Source organism: Azospirillum griseum (genome assembly GCF_003966125.1).
Classification (GTDB): Bacteria; Pseudomonadota; Alphaproteobacteria; order Azospirillales; family Azospirillaceae; genus Azospirillum; species Azospirillum griseum.
In genome coordinates, this window is the sequence record NZ_RXMA01000002.1 from 194,701 (window position 1) to 221,573 (window position 26,873).

The 26,873-nt window shown below is 65.3% G+C and carries 25 protein-coding genes and 2 tRNA genes; 12 read left to right on the forward strand and 15 right to left on the reverse strand.

What is annotated here, in order from left to right; translation table 11 throughout:
- Positions 1-116: 116 nt before the first annotated feature.
- Genes EJ903_RS03510 through EJ903_RS03520 form a run of 3 tightly spaced genes read left to right on the forward strand, consistent with a single transcriptional unit; the run spans position 117 to position 980 of the window.
- The gene (locus EJ903_RS03510) at positions 117-476 is read left to right on the forward strand and encodes a hypothetical protein (RefSeq protein ID WP_126612178.1); all 360 of its coding nucleotides are present in this window, start codon (positions 117-119) and stop codon (positions 474-476) included.
- Positions 477-482: 6 nt separating this feature from the next.
- Complete coding sequence (locus EJ903_RS03515; RefSeq protein WP_126612180.1) at positions 483-668, forward strand: helix-turn-helix domain-containing protein; 186 nt, start codon at positions 483-485, stop codon at positions 666-668.
- Positions 669-692: 24 nt separating this feature from the next.
- Positions 693-980 (forward strand): hypothetical protein, encoded by a 288-nt coding sequence (locus EJ903_RS03520; protein WP_126612182.1) that lies wholly within the window; start codon positions 693-695, stop codon positions 978-980.
- Between the two features lie 219 nt (positions 981-1,199).
- Here EJ903_RS03520 and EJ903_RS03525 read toward each other — a convergent pair whose 3' ends face one another.
- From EJ903_RS03525 to EJ903_RS03535, 3 genes are all read right to left on the reverse strand, one after another.
- Positions 1,200-1,763, reverse strand: coding sequence for a hypothetical protein (locus EJ903_RS03525; protein ID WP_126612184.1), 564 nt, complete (start codon positions 1,761-1,763; stop codon positions 1,200-1,202).
- A gap of 9 nt (positions 1,764-1,772) precedes the next feature.
- A complete protein-coding gene (locus tag EJ903_RS03530; protein ID WP_126612186.1) occupies positions 1,773-2,579 on the reverse strand; it encodes a hypothetical protein in 807 nt (268 codons plus the stop codon).
- Between the two features lie 240 nt (positions 2,580-2,819).
- Positions 2,820-3,365 carry a hypothetical protein gene (locus EJ903_RS03535; protein ID WP_126612188.1) on the reverse strand — a complete coding sequence of 182 codons (546 nt, stop codon included), beginning with the start codon at positions 3,363-3,365 and terminating at the stop codon, positions 2,820-2,822.
- A gap of 301 nt (positions 3,366-3,666) precedes the next feature.
- Here EJ903_RS03535 and EJ903_RS03540 point away from each other — a divergent pair, with 301 nt between their 5' ends.
- Positions 3,667-4,071 carry a hypothetical protein gene (locus EJ903_RS03540; protein ID WP_126612190.1) on the forward strand — a complete coding sequence of 135 codons (405 nt, stop codon included), beginning with the start codon at positions 3,667-3,669 and terminating at the stop codon, positions 4,069-4,071.
- A gap of 257 nt (positions 4,072-4,328) precedes the next feature.
- Positions 4,329-4,832: a hypothetical protein gene (locus tag EJ903_RS03545; RefSeq protein WP_126612192.1), complete on the forward strand. Its 504-nt coding sequence runs from the start codon at positions 4,329-4,331 to the stop codon at positions 4,830-4,832.
- Between the two features lie 401 nt (positions 4,833-5,233).
- Here EJ903_RS03545 and EJ903_RS27305 read toward each other — a convergent pair whose 3' ends face one another.
- The 10 genes from EJ903_RS27305 to EJ903_RS03590 all read right to left on the reverse strand — a co-directional run bounded on the left by EJ903_RS27305 (position 5,234) and on the right by EJ903_RS03590 (position 17,048).
- On the reverse strand, positions 5,234-5,563 hold the full coding sequence (locus tag EJ903_RS27305; RefSeq protein ID WP_210211368.1) for a restriction endonuclease: 330 nt from the start codon (positions 5,561-5,563) through the stop codon (positions 5,234-5,236).
- A complete protein-coding gene (locus EJ903_RS27310; RefSeq protein ID WP_210211369.1) occupies positions 5,514-6,077 on the reverse strand; it encodes a restriction endonuclease in 564 nt (187 codons plus the stop codon). Before EJ903_RS27310 ends, EJ903_RS27305 begins: the two co-directional genes overlap by 50 nt.
- 1 nt (position 6,078) lies before the next feature.
- Positions 6,079-6,624 (reverse strand): hypothetical protein, encoded by a 546-nt coding sequence (locus EJ903_RS03555; protein WP_126612194.1) that lies wholly within the window; start codon positions 6,622-6,624, stop codon positions 6,079-6,081.
- Between the two features lie 9 nt (positions 6,625-6,633).
- Positions 6,634-7,881, reverse strand: coding sequence for a hypothetical protein (locus EJ903_RS03560; RefSeq protein ID WP_126612196.1), 1,248 nt, complete (start codon positions 7,879-7,881; stop codon positions 6,634-6,636).
- Positions 7,878-9,233 carry a restriction endonuclease subunit S gene (locus EJ903_RS03565; RefSeq protein WP_126612199.1) on the reverse strand — a complete coding sequence of 452 codons (1,356 nt, stop codon included), beginning with the start codon at positions 9,231-9,233 and terminating at the stop codon, positions 7,878-7,880. The genes EJ903_RS03560 and EJ903_RS03565 overlap by 4 nt, the downstream gene beginning before the upstream one ends.
- Complete coding sequence (locus EJ903_RS03570) at positions 9,230-10,681, reverse strand: class I SAM-dependent DNA methyltransferase (RefSeq protein ID WP_126612201.1); 1,452 nt, start codon at positions 10,679-10,681, stop codon at positions 9,230-9,232. The genes EJ903_RS03565 and EJ903_RS03570 overlap by 4 nt, the downstream gene beginning before the upstream one ends.
- Before the next feature lie 26 nt (positions 10,682-10,707).
- Positions 10,708-11,244, reverse strand: a complete 537-nt coding sequence (locus tag EJ903_RS03575) for a hypothetical protein (RefSeq protein WP_126612203.1) — start codon at positions 11,242-11,244, stop codon at positions 10,708-10,710.
- A 15-nt stretch (positions 11,245-11,259) separates the two neighbouring features.
- Positions 11,260-14,769, reverse strand: coding sequence for a type I restriction-modification system endonuclease (gene hsdR / locus EJ903_RS03580; RefSeq protein ID WP_126612205.1), 3,510 nt, complete (start codon positions 14,767-14,769; stop codon positions 11,260-11,262).
- Between the two features lie 263 nt (positions 14,770-15,032).
- Entirely contained in the window at positions 15,033-16,442 is a 1,410-nt protein-coding gene (gene glnA, locus EJ903_RS03585) for a type I glutamate--ammonia ligase (RefSeq protein WP_126612207.1), read from the reverse strand.
- Between the two features lie 267 nt (positions 16,443-16,709).
- Complete coding sequence (locus EJ903_RS03590) at positions 16,710-17,048, reverse strand: P-II family nitrogen regulator (protein WP_119829694.1); 339 nt, start codon at positions 17,046-17,048, stop codon at positions 16,710-16,712.
- Between the two features lie 423 nt (positions 17,049-17,471).
- On the opposite strand from EJ903_RS03590, the gene EJ903_RS03595 reads away from it, so the two are divergent.
- From EJ903_RS03595 to clpX, 6 genes are all read left to right on the forward strand, one after another.
- Positions 17,472-17,547 (forward strand) — tRNA-His (locus tag EJ903_RS03595).
- 125 nt (positions 17,548-17,672) lie between these two features.
- Positions 17,673-19,130 (forward strand): NAD(P)H-hydrate dehydratase, encoded by a 1,458-nt coding sequence (locus EJ903_RS03600; RefSeq protein WP_126612209.1) that lies wholly within the window; start codon positions 17,673-17,675, stop codon positions 19,128-19,130.
- A 469-nt stretch (positions 19,131-19,599) separates the two neighbouring features.
- Positions 19,600-19,684: transfer RNA gene (locus tag EJ903_RS03605), tRNA-Leu, on the forward strand.
- An 89-nt stretch (positions 19,685-19,773) separates the two neighbouring features.
- Positions 19,774-21,108, forward strand: coding sequence for a trigger factor (gene tig, locus EJ903_RS03610; protein ID WP_126612211.1), 1,335 nt, complete (start codon positions 19,774-19,776; stop codon positions 21,106-21,108).
- 117 nt (positions 21,109-21,225) lie between these two features.
- Entirely contained in the window at positions 21,226-21,855 is a 630-nt protein-coding gene (clpP, locus tag EJ903_RS03615; protein ID WP_126612213.1) for an ATP-dependent Clp endopeptidase proteolytic subunit ClpP, read from the forward strand.
- Positions 21,856-22,071: 216 nt separating this feature from the next.
- Positions 22,072-23,334, forward strand: a complete 1,263-nt coding sequence (clpX, locus tag EJ903_RS03620) for an ATP-dependent Clp protease ATP-binding subunit ClpX (protein ID WP_126612215.1) — start codon at positions 22,072-22,074, stop codon at positions 23,332-23,334.
- 217 nt (positions 23,335-23,551) lie between these two features.
- Here the strand turns inward: clpX and EJ903_RS03625 are convergent, their stop codons facing one another.
- Together EJ903_RS03625 and EJ903_RS03630 are read right to left on the reverse strand one after the other, a co-directional pair.
- Positions 23,552-24,019, reverse strand: coding sequence for a single-stranded DNA-binding protein (locus tag EJ903_RS03625; RefSeq protein ID WP_126612217.1), 468 nt, complete (start codon positions 24,017-24,019; stop codon positions 23,552-23,554).
- 261 nt (positions 24,020-24,280) lie between these two features.
- Positions 24,281-25,012, reverse strand: coding sequence for a hypothetical protein (locus EJ903_RS03630; protein WP_246015156.1), 732 nt, complete (start codon positions 25,010-25,012; stop codon positions 24,281-24,283).
- Between the two features lie 299 nt (positions 25,013-25,311).
- On the opposite strand from EJ903_RS03630, the gene EJ903_RS03635 reads away from it, so the two are divergent.
- Positions 25,312-26,844, forward strand: coding sequence for a hypothetical protein (locus EJ903_RS03635; protein ID WP_126612221.1), 1,533 nt, complete (start codon positions 25,312-25,314; stop codon positions 26,842-26,844).
- Positions 26,845-26,873 lie beyond the last annotated feature (29 nt).

A 26,873-nucleotide genomic window follows, 5' to 3' on the forward strand; every position in this document is an offset into this window, starting at 1 on the left:
GACCGTGCATTGTCCGGGAACCGTCGCGCGAACCCGAACCCATATGACCCTCAGCTCCTGCTCTTGACCGCGCCGATCCATGGATCGGCCGCCGTCGTCACGACAGGAGTCCCCGCATGCGTATCGTCTACATCCACGGCACCTCCGCACCGGCCGATCAGCTCGACGAGCACACCGCCGCAGTCGCCGACGCCATCGTCGTGCGCGACGCCAGCGCCGGCCGAACCAGGTACGACGCTCTGCTGGCGCTGCTCGACGAGGGCGACGACCTGCTCACCCCCGGACTCGAGCATCTCGGCGACACCGCCCGCACGGCGCTGGCCGCGCTGCGCCGCGCGGTGGACGCCGGAATCCGCGTCACCCTGCTGCGCGGCGGGCGGGATGGCGGGGTCGTTCTCCAGGCCGTCGCTCTGCTCGAGGCCCTGCACGACGTCGGCGAGGCACCGCCGCTGAGGCGACCGGGAGGCCGTCCCTAAGGCCGCGTGACGCCGGAACTGGTCGCCGAGATCCTCGCCCTGTCCGCAACCGGCGTCGTGGTTCGGGAGATCGCCGCGACCGTCGGGCTGTCGGTCGGAACGGTCATGCGCGTCCGCCGCGCGCATCGCGCGGTCCCGCGAGCGCCCTGGACCGCCGACGGCCTCGCGGAGTGCCTGGGCAGCGCCGACTGACCATCATCGCCAGGAGAACCGTCCATGAAGCCGAACCGCCACATCCTGATCCACCTCGACGAGCCCCCCTCCCGGACGACCGTCGCGGTGTCGATCGAGACGTCCTTCGTGATGCTCAACCGCTACACGCCGGACGGGCTTTACGACTCCAGCGAGCGGCTCGACCGGCCGCCGACCCGGGAGGAGGCCTGCGCGGCGATCTGCACCGCGCACCGAAGCCCCGACTTCCTGTTCCTGTCCCCTCAGAGCCGGACGGGCATCCTCTACCGCCTGGCTCTCGTCGCCGCGGGCATCCCCCGGGCCGTTCCGTGATGCCGGTCGCCGCCACCCACTTCCCCAGGCATCGGACGGCCGCCGCGTCGCATGGACGGCCTGCGGCGGTACGGGACCGGGTTCGCCGCCCACAGGGTCAGGCGTGGGCGGCGGCGGGGCGTGGGGGGGGAGTGGCCGAAGGGGGGCTCCCTGTCCAACCTCCCCCGGCCTTGCGGGGCCCTCTCCGTGTCGATTGCGTAGATGTAGGGAGGACCTGTCTCATTCGGCGCGGGTTGCCGCTTCCTGCTTCCGCCGCCTCCGGTACCAGGTCGCCCGGGAGACGCCTTCGGCCTGCCAGGGCTGGGAAGAGCTGGCGGTGTTGGCCGCCAGATAGGTGGCCCGGTCCTGGCCGGTGTGGTTGGCACGCGTCTTTTCGCGGTCGCGGCGGCGCTTCTCGTCGGCATCGATCAGGCGCTTCATCCCCTTCATCTCCTCTGGGGTGATCTCGAGGAGTTCGATCAACCTCTGCTTGCTGTAGGTCCAGATCGGCCCGGCGCTCATGCCGTCGTGCTGAACCCGGTCGCTGGCGGCGGCCTGGCTCGCACGATCCAACAGCGTCGAGCAGTGCCGACGGAACTCGCCCTCAACGTAGGACTCGGGCAGGATGAGCCGCGCCCACGCCTCGACCTCCGCCGCCAGCCGGTGCGCCGGGATGACCTTGGCGAGCTGGCAGGTGCCGAGGTGGCCGAAGAGGTCCAGGCCGACCCGGCGGCCGGCCCCGGCAACCTGGACGATGCCGGAGTCGTGCCGGGTCGCCGCGAGACGGCGCAGGTCCTCGAGCACGCCCCAGTGTCAGTCCTCGCGGTCGAAGGGCTTGCGGCCGAGCCGCCGGAGTTCCTCGACGGCCTCACGGGGCGTGACCGCCCGTTCGGCCCCGGGGCGCGATAGCGGCACGATCGCCGCCGAGCGGGCGACCAGTGCGTCACCGGTGGGAAGGACGGCGTCGGCGAAATCCCCGAAGTCGTAGCGCACGACGTCGCCGTCGGCGTCGTTGCTCCAGACGACCTCCACCGTCTTGCCGGACCGGCTGTTGACGGAGCCGACCACCCGCAGGATGCGGCTCAGGTCGACCGCGGCGGGGTCGGCGCCGAAGTCCCGGAAGGACCGGACCAGCGCCCGGTTGATCGCCATCGCCCGGCCGGCCTCGGCGCGGGGAACCGGCTCCCGCCAGAACCACTTCAGATACAGCCCACGGCCGGAATGGACGATGCAGGACGGACGGGGGATTTCCCATTCATCGCAGTCCCACAACACCAGACGGGCGACCACGTCGATGCCCTTCCCGTCGGACATCATCGGCGACTTATAGGAGTCGAGATCGACGTAGGCGTGGGTGATGTGGGACAGATGGACCGCGCGCCGCGAGGGCCGCTCGAAGACACCTTGGGACATGTAGACGTCGGTTCCACGTCCCCGGGCGCCGAGGACGGCGGCGAGCTGGTTGAGTTGATGATGATCCTGGGTCATGCGGCCTCCGCGCTGAAGCTGGTTCAGCGTCCACCAGCCGGAGGCGGGCAACACCCGGCCCTCGAGGCGGTCTTCGGGGACGGTCGGCAGGGCGGCGGGAAGGCGCGGAATGCTGGTCGGCAAGGCGGTCACGGCAAGGTCTCCTGAAAGCCGGAGACCGCTGGACAGCAGGCGGGGATGACCCCATTTGCGGGGAGCTGTCGCATGTGCGGTCTCACATGCTCGGCCGGCGCGGGGGCCGCCACAGCCCTCGCGCCATCCGGGTTCGAGGGCCTGAGCCGGCAAGCTCGGGCCCTCCTCGTTGCTGGGCAGTTGGGGGAATTGGGGGTCGGCGCAAGCAGGGGCGCCGTGGGCGGCGGGACCGCGACGAGGTCAGGTCGATTGGTGGCGCTTGCGGACGCAGTCGATGGTGGCCCAGGCGACGCCGACATCCTTGGCGATGGCATTGACCGTTTCGCCGTTCCCCAGGCGACCCATCATCTCCTCGTCGGAGATCGGCCGCCCCCGTTTCCGTCCGCCGCCGTTCCGGGTCGACATCGGGCTCGCCGCCACTTCCGGACTGTGGCCGATCCCGCCAACTCCGTCGGGCTGCAACCCCGTCGAGGAGAGGCTGCGCAGCAATCCGAGAGCCTGGACAACGGTTCGGGTCGTGTGGTTCTCCGCGAGGATCACCAGTTCGGCCTTCGCCTTGAGGACGTCCTGAGCCAGTCCATCCAGTTCGTGAATGGAGTCCGCGGCCTGGCGGACCGATCGGATGATCAGCGTGTCCTCGGCCCGCATGAGCTGGCGGATGTTCAGCAGCGCCTTGCGGCCTTCTCCCAAGCTGTCGTGCAGGACGCACTCACAGCCGACCTCGGTGAGAGCCGCCCGATTTTCGCTGAAGGCGTCGTTGGAGCAGTAGGCATATCCGATTTTCATGATGGCGCTCGTTGGGGTGGTTTTCGACGCCGCCCAGATGGGATCCCTGGAATTGGCGCATCCTCCGATTCTGGGAAATTTTCAGGCCGTTCAGCCGGAACCGGCTCCGGGGAGCGAACCCACATCGGCCTGAATGCGGGCGTCTGGCGACGCCGGAGGAGCCACCGTTCGTGCGATGGACATGCGCCGACTTTGCCGGGAACCAAGTCCGAAACCTCTACCAGTAGAGGAGACGATCTTGCCCCGAGCAGACTGGCAGCGGAGATGGCGGGAGAAGGCCCGGGACCGGGGCCTGCATCCGATGACGGTCCACCTCGACGACCGCGAGGTGGCGCTGCTCGACGCGGTGGCCGTCGCCGTCACGGTGGCGCATCCGGACCTGGGCGGCGGTGACGTGCCCCGAAGCCGCGTGCCCAGCCGGACGGCCGCGCTGCGGATCGTCCTGCGGGCGACTCTCGGGGGAATCCCGGCGCCATCGCATGACGAAGCGGCCTTGGCGATGCACTGGGTTCGGCTGGCGAGTTGGGCGGCGTGGCGTCGCGACCGCGGCGATCCCCCACCCGAGTCGACCGAATCCACGGAAACCGCGCATGAGGCCGCCGCAGCCGCGCGAGCACGGGCGCATCTGCTGCGCGTTGCCGGTCAGGTGCTCGAGCGTATCGGCGTCCGGGCCATCACGGACGACACCGAACCGGAGACGCCCTGACAACCCGACAGGACGAGAAGAACGGCGGGTTGGCACGACGGACGGGCCACTCTCGCGTTGGTGTGCCGCCCTGCGAGGCGGTGGGACCGCCGGTGTCGTCGCGCTCCTCTGACCGCGGAGTCATTTGCGAAAACCGCCATGGGTTCTTCGGGGAAAGCTGGTTTCCACGCTGGAGGAAAGGCTGAACCGAGATTCCATCGATTCTCTGGAATTCAGGATTCGAATAAAAAGATCGAAGAAACAGCGAGGATCATCTCATGGACACCATCGCGAATTCGTACTTCGATCAGTACGCTTGGTCCAAGCGCCTGCCGCACTACTATTGCTCCGCGCGTCGTGGTGTCGAGCGGTGGATTGATCTTCATGGGCGTGGAGTGCCGTCGGGGATTTCCATCCATCGGGGAGATGGCGACTACCAGCTCACCGCCCCCGATCCCTTCTTCGGCTCCCTGACGGTCAGGGAGGACGCCCTGTGTCGCGCGGAGACCTTCAGATACAACGCCATGCATGACTGGACGGTGGTTCAGCGCGCCATCCACCTCGTTCGCCGGGAGGTCAAGCACCCCGAGCGAGTGCTGGCGGCCTTGGTGCTTCTGCAATCTGAGGATGAAGTTGCTCGAGACTATGTTCGCCGCAAACGGCTTCCCAGCCGGATGCAGGAAGCCGTCCTCGACCTCGCCCAGAGAAACGACCTGACGGTCACGATGCATCACAGGGCGGCGCTTGCGCGGGTGTTCACTCGTCCGAAGAAAACGCCGTAGCAACACGGATTTGGGGTGCGACCCGACCCGACCTCCTGCCGAGGACGGCTATTCTCCTCCCTCAGACGACGTCATGGCGCCAGACGCTGCGGAAGCGATCGCGGCTGGCTGCGTGCAGCCTCTGCAAGCCGACGTCGCGGGGTTGGGATGGCGTCCTCGCCCGTGGTCCCCTCGTCCTTCACGGCTCTCGCCAGGGCAGCCAGCTCCGGCAAGGCGATCTCATCGACAGGCCGGGGCTCGTCCCCGGCCAGGCGACGGAAGGGCGGCCAACCGGCCTTACTCATGCCGGTGCCGGCGGGCCAGGGTGATGACGCGGTCGCGGATCTTGGAATCGGCGCGAAGCCTTGGCGTACGCCACACATGTTTTCCGGGACGCGACCGATCCTTGATCCCGCGCGGCTCTACGCCGGCCAGTAGAGCCGCTTCAGCGCCAACAGCCGCTTCGCCTCGACGTCCAGCGCGTCGTAGCGCTCGAGCGCGAGCGCCACGAGGTCGTCGAGGTCGAGCAGCGACAGCGGAACGGCTGCGCGGTCGGCCTCGTACTTCGCATCGCGGGCGAAGCCGCCGGTCGACACGTAGAGACAGCGGTCACCCGGCCGTCGGCCGCCGAGAAAGGACCGGACCGTCGGCGCGCCGATCGCGCCGCTGCGGCGCTTCACCTCCACGAAGATGCGGGGATCCTCAAGCCCCAGCCCATCCGGCGAGATCCCCTCCCGCGTCGCTTCGTGCATGGACCGTCGCGGCAAGTTCCACGGGCGCGCGGTCTCCCGGAGCGGCGAGCAGCGCGTCGAGTTCCGCGGCCGTGTCGGCTGGCACCTGAAACACGGTGGTGACCGAACCCAGCGAGTTTTTGGCGGCGACGGTCAGCGCGTCGCGCGGTACCGTGCCGATCCAGGCCACGGGGCGGACGTTCGGGTAGTCTGGGTCGAAGGCCGGCTCGAAAGCGTAGCCACCGCCGACCGAGCCGACATGGTAGACGCGGCCCTCGGGGTCGTAGGAGATGACCCGGTCGCCGGCCTGGATCTCCGACCGGAAGCGATGAAGCTGGCCGGCATTGTTCCCCACCTCGTAGGCATTCCAATCCGGCCACTGCGTCCGCACCAGGGCGACCATCGCCGGCCGGTCCGCGACCGCGGCCAGCGAGCCGAGGTCGGCCCAGCCGATCGCCACCCGCCTGGCTGCCAGGAAGCGGTCGATCTGCGCGCCGCGCTTGCCGGCGCGGACCATCCAGGTCTTGGGGGGCATGTCAGTCCTCTTGCGGGCGGGCCGGCTCGACCATGGTCATCAGACCGCGCCGGGCGTCCCAGCCGATGGCGCGGCCAGTGAAGAGATCGACCACGGTCAGCGAACGGCTCATGACGCCCAACTGGTCGCCGAGGTCGCGGTGGATGGTCGTGATGTCCCGCGTGGTGCCGACCAGCCAGACGGTGTCCGACAGCGGCACGATCCAGCGGGACAGCCGGCGGAGATCCGCGATGAAGGCGTCATAGACAGACGCCCCGTCCGGGTCGGGAAGGCTCAGGCCCGGAATCGCCTGGTCCCAGGCGATCAGGACATTGCCGGCCACGCGGGTGCAGGGAGCGACCCAATCGGGCACGCCGTCGGCGTCGGTGATCGCCAGCGCGTAGGGCATGCTCGTTGAGGGCTCGGCGACGCCCAGTGCGATCGCGGAGTCGTAGGGAGACTTCGCCGCTTCGGCTTTCCAACGCGCCAGCACATTCCGTTGGCTGACCGGCGGCGATGGCGGCGGCAGCGGCGGCGGGGCGGGCTTGCGACGTCTCCATCCGAACACGCGATTCCCTCATTTCTCGGTCGGAAGTTCGCGCCGTGGCACGGTGCCGGTGGCTGCGCGTCCGGTGCCGTCATCCGGCGCCTCGCGACGGTCGTCGAACCAGGGGTCGGACAGGACGGCGGTCGGCAATTCTTCCGGTGCGCACTTGTCCGCATTCGCCCACTGGTCCGGGTCGAACTCATCGTGAAGGAAGGTCCAGAGCGATTCCTTGAGTTGCCGTGCCAGTTCGCTGGTGCTCACCACCGCCTGAAGGTGAATGGTTTCCTTGAATGTCTCCATGATCGTCAGGAAGCCCTTTCCCGGCTGGTCGGTGCCGAGCAACTCAAGCCGCTTCAGCGGGCCTTCCTCGTCGATCTCGACGGCGACTTGGGTTTCGCCGGCGTCGATCCGCTTGGCCCATTCCACGAGGTCGCGGAAGGGTGGAAAGACATCCGTGCAGTCGATGCGCACGGTCTGTCCATTGGCCGCGATGTCGAGCCAGACCGTGTAGCAGCCACTGAATCGGAACGCGACGGAAAGACCGGCGTCCGGCAGATCGGGCCGCAGCGTGAAATGGTCGGCGAGGCGAAGTTCCGGCACCGTGACCGAGTGCCGGGTTCCCCAATGCTCCAGCCAGGGGCCGATCCCCGCGGCCCGGCCGAACACCAGCATCGTGGCGAGATGTGACCAGGGATGAGGACGATCGTCGAAGGGGGCGTGATACCACTCCAGCGCCTCGCCATAGCTGCGCCAGGGAAAGGGTTCGGTCGCCAGGACCTCGACGGCGCCTGCGGGATCGTCGCGCAGCCGGGTCACATGGTCGAAGCAGCGGTGCAGGGCGCCGAACAGGGCCGGCGTGCGGGCGAGGCCCAGGAATCCGGCGGTGTCGCCATCCTGGAGCAGCGTGAAGCCGCCGCCGACGGCGTCCAGCAGGGTCTGAGCCTCGCGCCGCCGCTCCGCCCGCTTGCGGCCATCGCGCGCCTTGAAGAGGCGGACGGTGTCTTCCAGCGCCGTGCGCACCGCCGGATCGCGGCAGGACGACACGGGAAGGATCAGTCCGGCGTAGGCGCCGGCGGACCTCGACGGCGACAGGTCGGCGATGCCGAACAGGCCGCGCCGCTCGTTGCCGGGGCCGCCGTCCTTGAACCGCCCCCGCCACGGCCCGCGTTCGGCCACCAGAAGGAAGGGGAACAGCCCATCCAGGCGGCCGTCGAGCGCCCCCCATTCCAATTCGACCGGACCGCTTCGCAAGGGTCGTCCCCGCCTGGGAATGCTCATGCCGACGCCTTTCCCCCGCCGCGCCGTCCGCGCCGGGGCGCTGCGCCCGCCGCCGCGCGCTCGGCGCGGATGCGCTCCAGCAGGACGGAGGCCGGTTCGTCGTTCGGATCCTGCGGAACCAGTTCGCCCCGGAACGCCTTGGCGAGAATGGATTGGTCGAGGGTGGCGAGGCGGTCGGTGGCTGTATCGAGTTGAACGCGACACTTTTCAATGGCGCCCAACCCCAGCCGTATGTGCCGAATCTCCTTTGCCTGAACGTCGATGCTTGGCACATCCACCGTGATGGAAGAGAGGTCGTGCTGAGAGATCTTCCAAATTCCGGCTGTGGTCTTCACGCGGGATCGTATCTGTTCGCGTATTTGAGGCGCGCCCCAGATTAATGCGAACCACTCGGGAAGAATCGTATTCTGATCAAGGCGCATACGGATCATCGTATCGGGGAAGACAATCTCCTCGGGCGGAGTTGATGCCAAAGCACCCCGCCCCACCAATTCAAGGCTGCCGTTGCCTCGTGAAACAAAGAAGTCATTCTTGCGGATATAGATCCTTCGCGCTCTGCTTTCCTCAAGTGGAATATAGCGGCGAGCGTCAAAGTTGATCCCTTGATCCGTGAGAGCGTTCAGTTTCAATGCCGGAATTCCAGGAGGGATATCGGTTCCTCTGATGGAGATTCCATTGCACGTTGGCTCCGCAACCAATTCTCCCACAGGCATTGATCGTCGTCCGCTGTCTCCGTCGCTCGTCAGGTCGCCGCGGAAGGCGGCGGCGAGGATGGATTGGCGGTAGCGGTCGATCAGCGCTGGCAGCGAGTCCAGCGCCTCCCGCGCCCGGCGCGACCGGGCTGTCAGCGCCTCGATCTTTTCGACGATGCGGCGCTGTTCGGGGAGGGGAGGGATTGAGCATTCAATTTCCTTTATTATCTGCTGACTGATATTTGGTTGTGCGCCCCCTTGTGCTTTGGCTTTGAGATCATTTCTCATTTCCTTGAGATAATAGAACAGATAGGGTATTATATCGCAATTCTGTCCGGAAGCTATCAAAGCGGCGCACGCTTGATTTGTTGCCGCTGGAATTGGCAACAGGCCAAGCTTTCCAGTCGTAGCGCCGTACATGGCTACTAGCAAACTTCCAGTTGGAAATATTTTCGCCGAACTATTCAGCAATCCATCCTGAGTGATGTGATCCTCAATTTCCTTGATGATGCCATCGTTCAGGTCCCCGGTTTTTACCCAGGGTATGTTTCCACCATAATATGACGCTACCTTTGTGCTTGGAGTTCCACCACTGGACCATTCCCCAAGCTCGCCAAGCGTTGCAAAACTCCACCCCGTCGGCAACTCCCGCCCGCTCATTCCGCGACCTCCGACACGGCGTCGCCAGCCGTCTCGTCCATCCCCAGCAGGTCGGACAGCGCCTCCATCTCCTCCAGCGCGGTGCGCAGCGCGTCCATGATCTCGGCGGCGATCACGTCGGGTTCGGGCAACTCCGTCTCGGCGCTGTCGTCGCGCAGCCACGCGATGTCCAGGTTGTCGTTGCGCGCGGCGATCTGCTCGCGGGTGAAGCGGCGGAAGCGGCCCTGCTCGCCCTCGTCGGTGCGCGGGGCCTTGCCCAGCGGGTCGGGGCCGTAGGCGGCCTCGAACGGGGCGAAGTGGTCGCGGGTCAGGGGGCGGGTCTTGCCGAACTGCGGCATGTTGGAGCGCAGATCGTAGATCCAAACCTCCCCCGTGTTGCCCCGGTCGGTGTGGCCGCGGGTGAAGAACAGGACGTTGGTCTTGACCCCCTGGCTGTAGAAGATGCCGGTCGGCAGGCGAAGGATGGTGTGCAGGTCGCACTTGTCCATCAGGTCGCGGCGGATGTCGCGCCCGGCGTTGTCCTCGAACAGCACGTTGTCGGGCAGCACCACCGCCGCCCGCCCGCCGGGCCTCAGGCCCCGGTAAATGTGCTGGAGGAAGGCCAATTGCTTGTTGGAGGTGGGGTAGGTGAAGTCGTCGCGACTCGGCAGGCCGCCACCCTTCTTCGTCCCGAAGGGCGGGTTGGTCAGGATGACGTGCGCCTTCGGCAGCCGGGTTCCCTGCTCCGACAGCGCGTCGCCGAGTTGGAGGTCGCCGGTGACGTCGTGCAGCATCAGGTTCATCAGCCCCAGTCGGTGGGCGTCCGGCACCAGCTCCATCCCACAGAAGGCGGTGTGGCGCTGGAAATACTGCTCGGCCTCCGTCAGATCCCACAGGTTGTTGGTGTGGGTCTTGATCCAGCGGTCGGCGGCGATCAGGAAGCCGCCGGTGCCCGCCGCCGGGTCCTGGACATACTCGCCGGCCTTCGGCTGCATCAGCGCGACCATGTTGTCGATCAGCGGGCGCGGCGTGAAGTACTGGCCGGCGCCCGACTTCTTCTCCGTCGCGTTGCGCTCCAGAAGGCCCTCGTACATGTTTCCGAGGCCCTCTTCCCGCGCCGAGTACCAGTCCAGCCCGTCGATCGCCTCGACCAGCGCCTTGAGGATGCGCGGCTGGCGCAGGCTGGTCTGCGCGTTCTGGAAGATCGCCTGCACCTGCGACGACCCGTAGGTGCCCAGGTGGATCAGCATCTCCTTGTAGAAGGTGAGCTGTTCCAACCCCTGGCGCCGGCTGACGTCGGTCCAGCGGTAGCCTTCCGGCAACTGCTCCTCCGCCCCCGTCTCCGCCGCCATCTTCAGGAAGATCAGGTAGGTCAGTTCCGTGACGTACTGATGGTAGGTGATGCCGTCATCCCGCAGGATGTGGCACAGGCCCCAGAGCTTGGAGACGATGTCAGTGGTGGCAGTCATGGGGTGTGATCTTGTTCCGTTGCAGGCTAGCGCGTAATCAACACGCTAAAAGAGAAACTACCATCACCATTCATGGAGTTGTACAATCGAATAGCGTTTACTGTTAATATTGCAATCGACAGGGCTACAGAAAACCCTGATATAGCCACGATAATTCGACTGTAGTTGGTGTTTTTGCTAGAATTAGAAAATAAGAACGCGGAAGCAACGATGAGAATAGGAACTGAGGCGGAGCATACCAATCGAGTCATGCGAAACTCTGGAATTGATATACCAAAATAATAATAGTGTAGGCTTGATTCTATCATTCCAGTAAAAATCATTACAATTAAAACGGCCATAAGCCCGCCAAATCCAGCGGCAAATCCATTTGGTGGATCAAAAGAAAGACCAATCATAATCGCCCAAAAATATATTATATGGTACAATCTAAAATCTTTATCAGATTTCGGAGTCCAAATTTCACTAAATTCCACACCATCAAGAATAAATTTAGCGGCGATAAAAAAGAAGAAAGCACCAAATAATCTTCCGTATACTTTGTCAAACAATAGGCTTCCCATTTGCAATTTTCCTTTTTAGCCAACCATCCACATATTGTCGCTGAGGCGGCCTAAAATTTCATCCAATCGCCCGTCAAACACCTTGTCCAGCCGTTTGAATCCGCCGCCCTGCTGGCGGAACTCGCCCTGGTCCAACACCTCGCAATCGACGATGACCTCCTTCTTCATCTGCCGTCCGATCCGTTCCAGCCAGTCGCGTTGCGCCTTGGTCCAGGGTTGGCTGGATAGCACCCGGCGCATCGCCCGGTCCACCCGCTCGTCGTAGGGGATCAGGGGATCGCCCAACGCGGCCTGCCGGATGTAACCGATGACCGAGGCGGCGATGTCGGCGTTCGTCGCGTCACGGAACGCGGCGCGCAGCTCTGCCTCGCCGAAGCCGTCGCGCTCCAGCAGCAGGCGGACCTCGCGAAGCTGGGCGCGGGTCAGCTCGCGAGGGCGGTTGGCGACGGCGTTCAGCGCCGGAACCCGGTTCAGGTTCTCCGCCAGGTAGCGACGGAAGCTGGCGAGGTAGTCCTCGGGCCGGGTGATGTTCGGGCCGTAGCCGGTCTCCTCGTGCCGAAACTCGTCGGTGCCGCCGTAGAGCGGCACATGGATGGGGTCGTCGGCGACGCGGGTGTCGAGCAGTTCCATCAGGGCGCGATGCTCGAGGAGGGTGCGGGCCGCTTCCTCGGGCGGCGCGTCCTTCACGCGGCGGATGAAGCTGTCCGGGTCGGTGCCGGCCAGCTCACGGAACCGGCGCTCGCCGGCCTCCGACAGGCGGCGGCGCTTGCGGTGCAGCTTGGCGACGATCTGGCCGACCAGCCAGCGCGCCCGCTGCGCGCGGCGCTCTGCGATCTCCGGGGCTGCGGGCGGCCCTTCGAACGGCGCCTGTTCCTCTTCGGCGAAGCCGGGCGGCGGCAGCGCCGGCGGGGGGGCCGGAAGGGGCGTGCCGGTGGCCTCGGCCAGTTCCTCCATCAGCGTCGCGAAGGTGATGTTCGGGTTGGCGACGACCGGTCGCATCTCCGTCAGGTCCTGCATCGCGGCGTAGAGGCCGACCGCGTCGAAGATGCGGAAGGCGGTCTTGTGCCGACCGGGGCCGAACAGGTCCTCGCACAGGCGGGTACCGCGGCCGATCATCTGCTCGTACAGGATGCGGCTGTTGACTCGGCGGATGAAGACAAGGTTGACGATCTCCGGCACGTCGATGCCGGTGGTCAGCAGGTCCACGGTGACCGCGACCTTGGGCAGCGCCTCGTTCTTGAAGCGGCGGATCTGGCGCATCGGGTCGTCAGACCGCCCGGTGATCTTGGCGACCGTGTCGTTCTCCACCGCGCCGTAGCGGGCGGCGAAGGCGGTGCGCAAGGCGCCGACGACCATGTCGGCGTGCAGGTCGGTGGCGCAGAAGACCAACGTCTTTCCCGGAAGGCCGGGGTCGATGTGGCCGGCGAGCCATTCGGCGATGACTCGGTTGAAGTCCGGCGTCAGGACCCTGCGGTTGAAGTCCTGCACGTCGAACCGGACCTCGTCATCCAGATGGATAAGGTCGAGCTGCCCGGTCCGGGTGTCGAGGACGTCCACACGCTCCCCGGCGTCCCAGTGGATGCCTTCCTGGCTGAGCGCGGTGTGGGCGCGGATGGGCGGCTCGTGGTCCACCAGCCAGCCGTCAATCACCGCTTCCTGATAGGTGTAGCGGACGACGGGTTCGCCGAAGATCTCCACGGTGTGCAGGGCCGGCGTCGCGGTCAGCCCGACCTTCACCGCGTCGAAGCGGTCGAGCACGCGGCGGTACTTGGAGACGTAGTCGTCCTGGCTGCGGAAGCTCAGCTCCTCGTCGCCCATCTCGCGGTCGAGCAGGTAACCGCGATGGCACTCGTCGACGACGATGCAGTCGTACTGGTCGATCGCCGGCGGCTCCTCGCCGTAGAGGACGCGCTTGACCAGGGCCTGGACGGTGGCGATGTGCAGCTTGGTCTCGGGGTCGGGAAGGATGTCGCCCAGCTCCTTCACCGCGAAGATGTCGGCGAAGACCTGATGGTGTTCCATCCGCGTTTCCTTGAACGCGTTGCCGGCCTGCTCGCCGAGCGCCGTCCGGTCGACCAGGAACAGGATGCGGCGGAACCGCTGCGCCTTCAGCAGGCGGTAGACCAGCGCGATGCAGGTCTTGGTCTTGCCGGTGCCGGTCGCCATCGCGACCAGGATCTCGCGTCGGCCGGCGGAGATCGCCTCCTCGACGGCGCGGATGGCGCGCTGCTGGTAGTCGCGCAGGGGGAAGTTGAAGGCGAACGGGTCGCGCGACAGCCGGGCGTCGGCGGCGCGCGGGTCGTTGCGCAGCGCCTCGAGGAGGCCGGCGGGGGTGTACCAGCCGTCCAGCGCCTTGGCGAGGTTCTGCGGGTGGCGGCCGTCGCGGAACCAGATGCCGGACAGCGCCTCGAACTGGCGCAGGAAGGGGCGCCCGTTCGTCGAGAACAGGAAGGGCACGCGCAGGTCGCCCCACGGCCCCTCGGATGGCGGCTGATCGTCGCCGCGCGGGACGTAGCCGCGGCTGTAGCGCTCCGCCCGGTTGATGAACTCCGACACGTTGGCGTTGGCGCGCTTGGCCTCGACCATGCCGACGATGGTCAGGCCGGCGAACAGCGCGTAGTCGGCGACGCCGTCGGCGGTGGGCCATTCGGCGATCGCCAGATTGCGCCCCTTCTGCGGGCGGGCACCGGCGGCGTGGGTGAGCACTTCGCTGTCCGCCTCCCAGCCCGTGTCGCGGAGCTGGGCGTCGATCAGGCGGCGGGTTTCGCGCTCGTCGAGGTCGATGCCCTGGCCGATGGCATAGGCCACCTCGACGCGATCCTGGATGGCTTCCGCAGGCTCGCTCGCCGCCTGGGCCTGGGCGGCTGTCAGCTCGGCCTCGAGTCGCGCGCGGTCGGCGTCGGCCTCCTGGGCGAGCCGCTCCCAGGACTGGCGCTCGGCCTCGGCGCGGGCGGCGCGCTCCTCGGCGGACAGGCGGCGATCGGCCTCGGCCTGGGCCGCCGCCTGCGCCTCCGCCGCCATGCGCTCGTGCGCCGACTGCCGTTCGGCGAGCTCGCCGCGCAGCCGATCCAGTTCGGCCTTCAGCGCGGCGCCCTCGGCGCGCGGGTCCGGCGGCGGGACGAATGGGCTTGGCGCGAAGGCGCGATCGCCGGTGATGGTCCGGTGGAACCAGACTCCCAGCGTCCGGGCGTTCTTCAGGCAGGACAGCGCCATCCGATGATCGCCGTCGAGATCGTGCGCGGCGTCGTTCCGGGCCTTGCGGAGAAAGTGGAAGAGGTCACCGACCTCGCGGGTCAGCACGCCGCGATCGCGGAGGCGGCGCAGCAGGTCGGCCTGCTTTTCCTCCGGGGAGGTCCACATGCCGAGCTTGGCCGCCGTCAGCTGCGCCAGGAACTCGGCGAACTGCCCGATCTTAATGATGGAGGTGTTCGCGTCTTCCGCGAAGAAGCGCTCGGCCAAGGCACCCAGCCGTTCGAGCTGGACATCATGCCGTGCCAGGAACCCGAAATTGGACGAACGCGCCACAAGAATTCTCCCTTCGGTAGAAAACTCTACACGCGGGTGCGGCCGCTGTCATCAGGTTCGATCAAGCTGGGGTTGGGGGAGGTATGCCCTTGAAGAAGGCGAAGCGAAGACCAGATCGCACTCGCGAAACGAGAAACGGGCCGGCAAGCCGACCCGTTTCCACGTTAGACATCCGAGACTGCGGCTGTTGATTTTCCTTGGGTTTCTTTGCGCCAAATCTGGAGCAAAAGTCTAACGACTCCCAACGAAATCAACAACTTACATCAAACGGAGTAATACATCTTGTACTCGATCGGGTGCGGCATGGTTTCGAACGCCATCATCTCTTCCGTGCGGAGGTCGATGTAGCCGTCGATCATGTCCTTCGAGAAGACATCGCCCTTGCGCAGGAAGTCGTTGTCTTCGCGCAGCGCGTTGAGCGCCTCACGCAGCGAGCCGCAGACGGTCGGAACCTTGGCCAGCTCTTCCTTCGGAAGGTCGTACAGGTTCTTGTCCATCGCGTCGCCGGGATGGATCTTGTTCTGGATCCCATCCAGACCGGCCATCAGCATGGCGGCGAAGGCCAGGTACGGGTTGGCCGACGGATCCGGGAAGCGAACCTCGACGCGCTTGCCCTTCGGCGAGGCGACGTACGGGATGCGGCAGGAGGCCGAACGGTTGCGGGCCGAGTAGGCCAGCAGAACCGGGGCTTCATAGCCCGGGACCAGACGCTTGTAGCTGTTGGTCGACGGGTTGGTGAAGGCGTTCAGGGCCTTGGCGTGCTTGATGATGCCGCCGATATAGTACAGGGCCAGTTCCGACAGGTCGGCGTACTGGTTGCCCGCAAACAGCGGCTGGCCGTCCTTCCAGATCGACTGGTGGCAGTGCATGCCCGAGCCGTTGTCACCGAAGACCGGCTTCGGCATGAAGGTCGCGGTCTTGCCATAGGCGTGGGCGACGTTGTGCACGACGTACTTGTAGTACTGCATGTTGTCGCCGGTGCGGACCAGCGTGTCGAACTTGATGCCCAGCTCGTGCTGAGCGGCGGCCACCTCGTGGTGGTGCTTTTCCACCGGAACGCCCATCTCGGCCAGGACGCTCAGCATCTCGGCGCGCAGATCGTTGGCGCTGTCGATCGGGGCGACCGGGAAATAACCGCCCTTGGTGCCCGGGCGGTGGCCCAGGTTGCCGTCTTCGTACGACTTGTCGGAGGAGTAGGAGCCTTCGTCCGAGGCGAACTCGTACGACACCTTGTTCATCTCAACGGCGTACTTGACGTCGTCGAACACGAAGAACTCGGCTTCCGGGCCGAAGAACACGGTGTCGCCGATGCCGGCCGAAGCGGTGTAACGCTCGGCGGCCTTGGCGATGCCGCGCGGGCAACGCTCGTAGGCCTGGCCGGTGCCCGGATCATACACGTCGCAGAGGATGTTCAGCGTCGGCTGGGCGGCGAACGGATCCATCACGGCGGTGGTCGGGTCGAGTTGCAGGATCATGTCCGACTCTTCGATGCCCTTCCAGCCGGCGATCGACGAGCCATCGAACATGATGCCGTCTTCGAACACGTCTTCATCAATGGTCGAGACGTGCTGAGCGGTGTGGTGCAGCTTGCCGCGCGGGTCGGTGAAGCGGAGGTCCACGTACTTGACGTCGTGTTCCTTAATCAGGTCGAAGACCTTGCTGATGTCGGACATATCTCTTTTTCCACGCTTAAGAGGGTTTGGATCCCGCTGCGTCAACGCCAGCCCTCGGCAGGATTGGCGATCAACGAGGCTCGCGGCGGACGTTATGTCACGCCTTTCCCGCCTGCACAACGCGCCAACCGAAAATGTCGCAAGCCGCACGGAACGTCACAAACGAACCGGATCGGGGTGCGGCCTTTTCGTTAACGGTCATCGGCATTTGGGAAACGCGCATGTTGGCTACGGCTGATGGTTTGGGTTGGGTGGGGACTGCCGCGATCAGATCGCGTCGGCACCCTTTTCGCCGGTCCGGATGCGGACCACTTCTTCCACGGGCGTGACGAAGATCTTGCCGTCGCCGATCCGGCCGGTGTGCGCGGCCTGCTGGATCGCCTCGATCGCCCGTTCGACCAGGGTGTCTTCCATCACCACCTCGATCTTCACCTTGGGCAGGAAGTCAACGACATACTCCGCGCCACGGTAGAGTTCGGTGTGGCCCTTTTGACGGCCAAAGCCCTTGGCTTCGGTGACGGTGATGCCCTTGATCCCGACTTCGTGAAGGGCCTCCTTCACCTCGTCGAGTTTGAACGGCTTGATGATGGCTTCGATCTTCTTCATGGGTCTCTCGTGTACGAGGTGCCAACGTCGGCAGGCACCGTCCACGGCACTGCCGACACAACGTCGATAAGCATGGAGCGTGCCAGAAACACGCAGTCCGTTCAAACGGCGTCAACGCTGGCCCCGCAACGGTCGGACGACGCCGTTTCGGGCAGGCTGCTGCCGAATAATGCAGCGAAGTGAACATTATTTGTGCAATCAGCGCAAGCTCCACTCCGCCACCGCCAACATCAGCGGCCTTTCGGCAATCACACCCTGCCCAGTTTCACGCCGTTCGCCCAAGGGTTGGACGATGGCTGACCCACCCACCGTTCGGTGCACGCCACCGCGCGCCCTATGCCGTCGATCAATTTTTTCCATCGACGCCGAAAAAAGCGCTTGACCCAAAAGTCTCCCTGAGGCAAATAAGCGCTCCCGACGGCGGCGGTGGTAGCTCAGTTGGTAGAGCGCTCGGTTGTGGTCCGAGTGGTCGTGGGTTCGAGTCCCATCCATCGCCCCAAACTCCTTTTGCATGGAGTACCGTCGAAGCCCGCACGGCGTTTTGCCCGTTTGCGGGTTTTTTTGTGTTTGCCGTATCATCCACCACATCCCCAGCGCAGCCACAGCCAACGTCGAGGAGGGGTGATGGACGAACTTTTGTCCGTCGCGGAAATGCACCGGGCCGACGCCCTGACCATCGCATCGGGAGTCCCCGGTGCCGCGCTGATGGAAGCGGCGGGCGCGGCGGTGGTACAGGCCATTTGCGAGCGCTGGGCACCCCACCCCACCGCCGTGCTGTGCGGCCCAGGAAACAACGGCGGCGATGGATTTGTGGTCGCGCGCCTGCTGCTTGAAGCCGGATGGCCGGTGCGTCTGGCGTTGCTCGGCACCCGATCCACGCTGACCGGCGACGCGGCCCTGGCCGCCGACCGCTGGCCGGGGCCGATCGAGGCGGCGGATCCCTATATCCTCAAAGGCAACCCACTGGTGATCGACGCCCTGTTCGGGGCCGGCCTGTCGCGGCCACTGGATGGCCTGGCCAGAACCATCGTCGAAGCGATGGCGGGACGAACCGTTGTGTCCATCGACGTGCCGAGCGGCCTGCACGGCGACAGCGGGCGCGTGTTGGGGGTGGCCCCGCAGGCCGCTCTGACCGTCACCTTTTTCCGCCGCAAACCCGGTCACGCCCTGCTGCCCGGGCGCAGCCTGTGCGGCGAGGTCGTGGTCGCCGACATCGGCATCCCCGACCGCGTGCTCGACGGACTCGGCGCGCAAACGGTCATCAACAGCCCCGCCCTGTGGCGGCGTCAGATGCCGTGGCCAAAGCTCGACGGCCACAAATACGCGCGCGGCCACGCCGTGGTGCTGGGCGGCGGCCGGATGACCGGAGCCGCCCGTCTGGCCTCGGTCGCGGCCTTGCGCGCCGGGGCCGGTTTGGTGACAATCGCCTGCCCGGAGTCGGCTTTTCCCATTTACGCCAGCGGATCGCCCAGCGTGATCGTGGAACCGATGGCTGGATCGGTCACAGTTGCACAAATTTTAGGCGACACCCGCAAGAACGCCATCCTCCTCGGCCCGGGCGCCGGTGTTGGTGCGGACACGCGCGCTCAGGTGCAGGCGGCGCTGGCGGCGGGTGTGTCCTGCGTGCTCGACGCCGACGCGCTGACCAGCTTCGCCGATTCACCCGATGACTTGCTGGACCGCTTGCACGCCCGATGTCTGCTGACTCCGCACGAGGGAGAATTCACCCGCCTGTTCGGAGCCTCCGTCGGCTTGGACAGCGACAAGCTCTCCCGCACCCGCGCCGCCGCGTCGCGGTCCGGAGCCGTTGTCCTGCTGAAGGGGGCCGACACCGTGATCGCCGCCCCGGATGGCCGGGCCGTTGTCAACATCTCCGCGCCGCCGGAGTTGGCAACCGCCGGGTCGGGGGATGTGTTGGCCGGATTCGCGCTTGGTCTGATTGCCCAGGGCATGGAGCCGTTTGAAGCGGCCTGCGCCGCCGTGTGGATGCACGGCGAGGCGGCCAAACTGATCGGCCCCGGGCTGATCGCCGAGGATTTGCCGGGTGCCTTGTGCGGTGTCCTGCGCGCGTTGAAAGGGTGACGTCTCGTTGCGCCGCCGCACGCGGGGCATCGCCTGAAGAATTCATTGTTTTTCAATATTTTGTAATGATTTCTGAAGGTATGATGTCAGGATCGGCCTTTCCTTGCGCACCCCTCTTCTGCCCGCTTCCAAGACAAAAGGAAGATTGTGATTTTTTGTTTTAATCAATTGTTTAATCGAATTTTCTCACATCCCACTTCACAGATGCTTTCCATGGCGTTGCCGCGTCCTGAGCTGCCCATCGACCGATGGAGAACCGCCCCCTTAGACACCGGGACCGCACCCCCTTGCCGTGCCACGCCGCATGGCGCGCGCTCGACCGGAGCGGCGCGGCACCCGCAAACCCGCTCCACGCGCGGCGGGACCATTTTGCCTGTTTGCAACGGGCACGCTGTGCTATAGACCCAACTTCGCCGGTGGTCCGGCGGGTGTGCGGCACCCGTTGAGGCTGCCTTTTGCCATGAAAACTGCGGGCGTGGCGGAATTGGTAGACGCGCTGGATTTAGGTTCCAGTGACTTCGGTCGTATGGGTTCAAGTCCCTTCGCCCGCACCATGGCAAAGACGTGGACCGCAAGAAACACGGTTTCGGGCCGCCCGGACGGGCGCCGCCGGGCCGGAACAACGAGATAGGCTTTCGTTCCGATGAACATCACCGAGACCAGCACCGACGGCCTCAAGCGCGAATTTCAGGTCGTCATCTCCGCCAAGGACATCGAAGAGAAGGTGAACGGCAAGCTCGAGGAGCTGCGCCGCACGGTCCAACTGCCGGGCTTCCGTCCGGGCAAGGTGCCGGTCACTGTCATCAAGCAGCGTTACCACGGCGGCGTGCTGTCCGAGGTTCTGGAAGACGCCATCGCCACCAGCTCGCGCCAGGCGCTGAGCGAACGTGGCCTGCGCGTCGCCCTCCAGCCGAAGATCGAGGTCGAGTCTTACGAAGAGAACGGCGACCTGACCTATAAGATGGCCGTCGAGTTGCTGCCGGACGTCGAGCCGGGCGATTTCGGCGCGATCGAGCTGGAGAAGCCGGTCGCCGACGTCACCGACGAATCGGTTGCCGACGCCCTGTCGAAGCTGGCGAGCGCCCATTCGACCCAGGTGGCGATCACCGAGGAGCGTGGGGCCGAAAACGGCGACATCGCCCTGATCGACTTTGCCGGTTCGGTCGATGGTGAGGCCCTGCCGGGCATGGACGGCAAGGATTACCCGCTGGAGCTGGGTGCCGGTCGTTTCGTTCCGGGCTTTGAAGAGCAGCTGATCGGTGCCAAGGCCGGCGAACACCGCAGCATCAACGTCACCTTCCCCGCCGACTACCCGCACGAGCGCCTGAAGGGTGCCGCCACGGTGTTCGAAGTGGACGTCAAGGAACTCCGCAAGAACGTCCCGGCCGAGGTCAACGACGACCTCGCCAAGGAGTTCGGGATGGAGAGCCTGGAAAAGATGCGCGACGCCGTGCGCGACCGCATCAAGAGCGAATACGCCAACCTGTCGCGCCTGCGCGTGAAGCGCCAGCTGCTCGACAAGCTGGCCGAAGCGCACGCCTTCGAGGTGCCGGTCGGCATGGTCGACATCGAGTTCGAAGGCATCTGGGCGCGCCTCCAGGAAGAGCTGAAGAACGGCACGGCCGGTGAAGACGCCGCCAAGTCGGAAGACGATCTGAAGACCGAATACCGCGCCATCGCCGAACGCCGCGTGCGTCTGGGTCTGCTGCTGTCCGAAGTGGGCCGCCGCAACAACATCCAGGTCACGCAGGACGAAGTGAACCGCGCCCTGATCAACGAAGCCCGCCGCTTCCCCGGTCAGGAACGCCAGGTGTTCGAATTCTTCAAGAACAACCAGCAGGCGCTGGAAAACCTCCGCGCGCCGATTTTCGAGGACAAGGTCGTTGACCACATCCTCGAACTGGCCAAGGTCAGCGAGAAGACCGTGACGGTCGAAGAGCTGACCAAGGACGAGGACGAAACCGCCGAGGCGGCGTAACTTCCCAACGAAGGGGGGCGGACCGGACTACCCGCCGCCCCCTTTCGCACCTATATGTGGTTTCGTGCCGGTGACAACAGCCGGTTCACAGCCAACCGCCGGGGCAAGGAAGGACACATGTACGACTTCGAGCCGAAGATGAATGCTCTGGTCCCGATGGTCATTGAACAGACCAACCGGGGCGAACGCGCGTATGACATCTATTCGCGCTTGCTGAAGGAGCGGATCATCTTCCTGGTCGGTGGCGTGAATGACACCGTTGCCAGCCTGATCTGCTCCCAGCTTCTGTTCCTGGAATCGGAAAACCCGACGAAGGACATCGCGCTCTACATCAATTCGCCGGGTGGCTATGTGTCGGCGGGCCTCGCCATCTACGACACCATGCAGTACATCCGGCCGCAGGTGTCCACCGTGTGCATGGGGCAAGCGGCGTCGATGGGGTCGCTGCTGTTGGCCGCCGGTGCGCCGGGCAAGCGGTTCTCCCTGCCCAACAGCCGGATCATGATCCACCAGCCGTCGGGCGGTGCGCAGGGTCAGGCGTCGGACATCGAAATCCAGGCGCAGGAAATCCTGAAGCTGCGCTCGCGCCTGAACGACATCTATGTCCGTCACACCGGCCAGACGCTGGACACCATCGAATCCGCGATGGAGCGCGACAAGTTCATGTCGGCGACCGAAGCCAAAGACTTCGGCCTGATCGACGAGGTGGTCGAGCGGCGCCCGGGGGCCGACGGTCAGGCGTCTTGAGCCTGTCCAACAAAGGGTTGATCGGACCGTTTGCCTGTTGTTGAATGACCGGGAAGCGGTCCCGATCACACGGGCTGATCTGATGCGGTTGTGATGACCGCGTGACCGCACCAGCGGCGCAAGTTGCTGGTGCCCTATGGAATGGACCGGCGTCGGGGGGCGCCACAGACGGGCATGGTCCCAGGACCACGTCCCCCGCGAGATGACGGAGTACCGATGAGCAAGTCCAGCAGCGGCGATTCGAAGAATACGCTCTACTGCTCCTTCTGCGGCAAGAGCCAGCACGAGGTCCGCAAGCTGATTGCCGGTCCGACCGTGTTCATCTGCGATGAATGCGTCGAGCTGTGCATGGACATCATTCGCGAGGAGAACAAGACCACCCTCGTGAAGTCCCGCGACGGCGTTCCCACTCCGCGTGACATCCACGCGGTGCTCGATGATTATGTGATCGGTCAGGTGTACGCCAAGCGCGTGCTGTCGGTCGCGGTCCACAATCATTACAAGCGGCTGGCGCACGGAACGAAGCACAACGACGTTGAACTGGCCAAGTCGAACATTCTGCTGATCGGGCCGACCGGCTGCGGCAAGACCCTGCTGGCCCAGACCCTGGCGCGAATCATCGACGTCCCCTTCACGATGGCCGACGCCACCACGCTGACCGAAGCCGGTTACGTGGGCGAGGATGTGGAAAACATCATCCTCAAACTGTTGCAGGCCGCCGACTACAACGTCGAGCGCGCCCAGCGCGGCATCGTCTACATCGACGAGGTCGACAAGATCAGCCGCAAGTCCGACAACCCGTCGATCACGCGCGACGTGTCGGGCGAGGGCGTGCAGCAGGCGCTGTTGAAGATCATGGAAGGGACGGTGGCGTCGGTGCCGCCGCAGGGCGGACGCAAGCATCCGCAGCAGGAATTCCTCCAGGTCGACACCAGCAACATCCTGTTCATCTGCGGCGGTGCCTTCGCCGGGTTGGACAAGATCATCGCGCAGCGGGGCAAGGGGACCAGCATCGGTTTCGGTGCCGATGTCCGCTCGCCGGACGAGCGGGCGACCGGCGAAATCCTGCACAGCGTCGAACCGGAAGATTTGCTGAAATTCGGGTTGATCCCGGAATTCATCGGTCGTCTGCCGGTGCTCGCGACCCTGTCGGATTTGGACGAAACCGCGTTGGTCGAGATTCTCAGCAAGCCGAAGAACGCCCTGGTCAAGCAATACCAGCGGCTGTTCGAGATGGAGGATGTCCATCTCGAATTCTCTGACGACGCGCTGAAGGCCATCGCTCACAAGGCCATCGCCCGCAAGACCGGTGCACGCGGTCTGCGTTCGATCATGGAAGCCATCCTGTTGGATCCGATGTTCGATCTGCCGGGTTTGACCGGCGTTGAGAGCATCCTGGTGAACAAGGAAGTGGTCGAAGGCCGCGCCAAGCCGCTTTACGTCCACGCCGAGCGACGGAGCGAAGCGCCGGGCGCGTGATGACGCGCACGGTCTGATCGGTTGCCTGTCAACAAAAGCCCCGCCCGGTTCGGCGGGGCTTTTGCGCGTCTGGTGCGGTGTGTCTGGATCACGTTTGCCGCTGTCTCAACCGTCCCAGCTCTCGATTCACCATCCCAGCCCCCCGCCCCACGCACAAAAAAGCCCCAGACCATTGTCTGGGGCTTTGCATCGGTGCCAAAAAAACGCGCACCGAGTCTCAGAACGGAATTTCATCGTCCAGATCGTCATGACGCGGCGGTGGGGACGAAGAGCCGCGCGACCCACCCGCCGACGAACCCGCGCCATAGCCACCACCGCGAGGCTCACGCGCTTCGTAACCGCCGCCACCGCCGCCACCGTAGCCGCCACCCTCTTCACGGGCACCGCCGGTGAAGTCGATTTCAGCCACACGCACGGTCAGGCCAGCCCCACGAGTCCCATCGCGCTTTTCATACTCGCGCAGGGTGACTTCGCCGGAAATCACCACCTGCTTGCCCTTGGTCAGGTGGGGAGCCAACGATTCGGCGCGGCGGCCCCAGATCGAGCAATCAACCCACTGGGTGGTCTTGCGTTCGCCAAACCCGACATCGTTGGCCACGCGAAACCCCAGCACCTTTTCGCCGCTCTGGGTCGTGCGCAATTCGCCGTCGGCCCCCAAGCGTCCGGTAAAGGTCCACACATTCATCGCTCGATTCTCCTCCAGCGCGCATGATCGGGCGTTGTGGCGGATCATCATCCGCACCAACGCCACACATCCAAAATACACCAAGCCAGCGGCGTCAAACGCGCGGCAGCAGCGTCCGTGTTCGCAGCACCGAACCACGCGAACCGCCTGCGGTCAAGCCACAGTGGATTTGCGGATCACGCCACCACCGGCCAATCAGAACACTTCACGAACATATGTAACAGAGGTGAACGGCTTTGAAAACCGATTCCACCGCCCCGCTCATCGCCCCGCCGGACCAAGCCAGTCAATGCCGCCGGTCGTGGGGGAGGCCCCCCGGGCGGGGGCGTGCCGGGTTGGGCTGGGCGGGCTTTCCGATGTCAACCACGAGGCTGGAACCGGCGGCGGGGACAAGGGTGAAAAGCCCGATCGAGCGTCGACAGAAGGGGATTCAGGGATCGGATTGTCCCGCCCGCGCGACGGGGGTGGAGCGACCGGAACAGACTCAGGACGCGGAGCGGACGTCACCGGGGGTGACGCGCGGCGTGGCGGCGGCGGCTCCATCACCGGACTTGCTCCATGCCACGGCGTGGACTCGGGCAACGGTACGGTTTCCTGACGGGAGTCCGCTGCCACCGGCTCGGGGGCGATGGGCGTCGGCGCGGCGCGGCGCGGCATCGGGTCGCCCGCCACCACCCAGCCGGGACGCTCGTCGTCGCTGGCCGGTCCGGTGCGGCTGTCCAAACGACGGACCTGTTCACGCACCTCCAGCAATGTGCCAACGGCGAATTCCAAAAGTGTGGCCATGGCCGCCGGATCGGCCATTTCGTCGGCGCTCAACAGGGCGAAGCGGTCCCGCACCTGTTCCACCGAATCCTCGACATGGGCGCGCAACACCTCGGTTCCCTGCGTCAAACGCTCCAGATCCTCACGCAGGGTTGAGATTTCCAGCGCCTGCCGCAACTCGTGAAAACCGATGCCGGGCGCACCGCCGGTGCCTCCACCGGCAGGCATCCCGGTGCGCCGGTTGTGTGTCCCGTTTGACCCAAAATCGTGAGGCATCTTCGCCATACCCCGGACTGTTCGGCCCGCAACCGGTCGCGGACACCGACCGCCACCCGGTCAGAACGGGCGGCCCCGCTCGTCACCACCACCGTGCGCTCCGGTTTGCCGTCCTCCACCTCGGTCGGAAACCGTTTGCGCACTGTGGCCGCTTGTACTATTTTTTGCCCGCCAGGGGAACGGATTCCTTATGGCCCATCGCTTTAGCGGCATCCTATCCAACGCTTCCCCCTTGCCGGAATACCCGAACGGTGTCGATCGATCGCACGGAACTTGAGCGGCTCCTTGCCGATCGCCCTGCCGGAAGCCGCAGCGCGATGCAGGCGGTGCGCGAGAGCTACACCGACATCGGACTGATGCGGGAGCGTGGCCTGTCCTGGGCTGAAATTTCCGACATTCTGGCCAAACTGGGCGTCACCGCCCGCGCCAATCAGCCGATTTCCCCCGTCACCCTGCGGTCGGCGTTTTTTCTGGTCGGGAACGAAGGCCGGGGCGACAGCGTGGTGGAGGGGGAAAGCGCCACGCCCGCCGAAACCCTGGCGGCGGTCCACCGCGCCGCGTTGGAGGCTGGCCGCCCGCCCATCGCCGACGCCCCGGAGGCGTCCGACGCGACGGGGGGAATGGTCATGGACAACGCCGCCAACGCGACGCCCGCCGACACCAATGCCCCCCCCGAAGAGACACCACCCATTGACGAGGGGGGCGCGCCAATGACCGACGGTGGCGACGACGCGGCCAACGCGTTGGATCGCATCGGCGATGATCAGGATTCCTTGGTCTCCGCAAGCGTGGCCACGGTCCCGGACGGCACCGATGAAACCATCCTGCCGGACACACGGCCGCCGGACGCCGCTGATGCGGCTGGCACAGCACCGGCGATGTCCGCCCCCGAACCGCCCACCCTGCCCGCCGTTCCCCCGGTGGAACCGCAAGGCACACGCACACTCATGTCTCACGACGACTCAACGAACGTATACTGGAAAGGCGATCGCATGCTGGGCACGATCTTCGTCCTCAATGACCGTGGCGGTGTCGGCAAGACGCTGTTGTCCCATCACCTGATGGCGACCGCCATGCTGGAAGGCCTGCAATGGAAGGTCGTCGAGTATGAGGTGAACGAGCGTCTGGCCCGCCTGTTCGGACCGGAAATGGTCGAGCACCGCCGCATCACCCAGGATTTCATGAACATGATGGGGTCGGGTGACGGCTTCTATGAGTTCTGGGACTTGATCGGCCCGGAGTTGCAGCGCGGTGGCCGCCTGTACGACTTCGGCGGCAACATCTCCCAATGGTTCTTCAATTGGGCCGAGGTGTCGGGCTTTGATTACTATGTCGGCGAAGGCGAACGGCTGACCTTCATGGTTCCGGTCACGGTCGATCTGGCCTCGCTGTCCACCGGCATGGCCACGCTGGAACGCGTTGCCAACATCGCGCCGAAGGCCAAGCGCGTGCTGGTCGAAAACGGCTTCTCCGGCCCCTTCAGCCAGTTGGAAGACAGCCAATACGCCCGCCGCAAGGCCGAAATGGTCGAACGCGAAGGCTTGCAGGTCATTTCGATGAACCCCTGCTCGGCCCCCGCCTGGGCGCGGTTGACCGGCCATCGCCTGGACCATGTCGCCAACATGACCCGCGAGGATCTGGTCAAGCTGGGCATGACCCCGCCGGTGGCCTCGCGCTCCTTGATCGTGATCCACGAGTGGCTGCGCACCATGCGGCAAGCCCTGTCGCCCTACCTGCACGATGCCCTGCGCCAAACCGGCGGCGTGCCCGGCAAGGCGCGCTGATCCCGACACGGCACGGTGACAGCGATGAA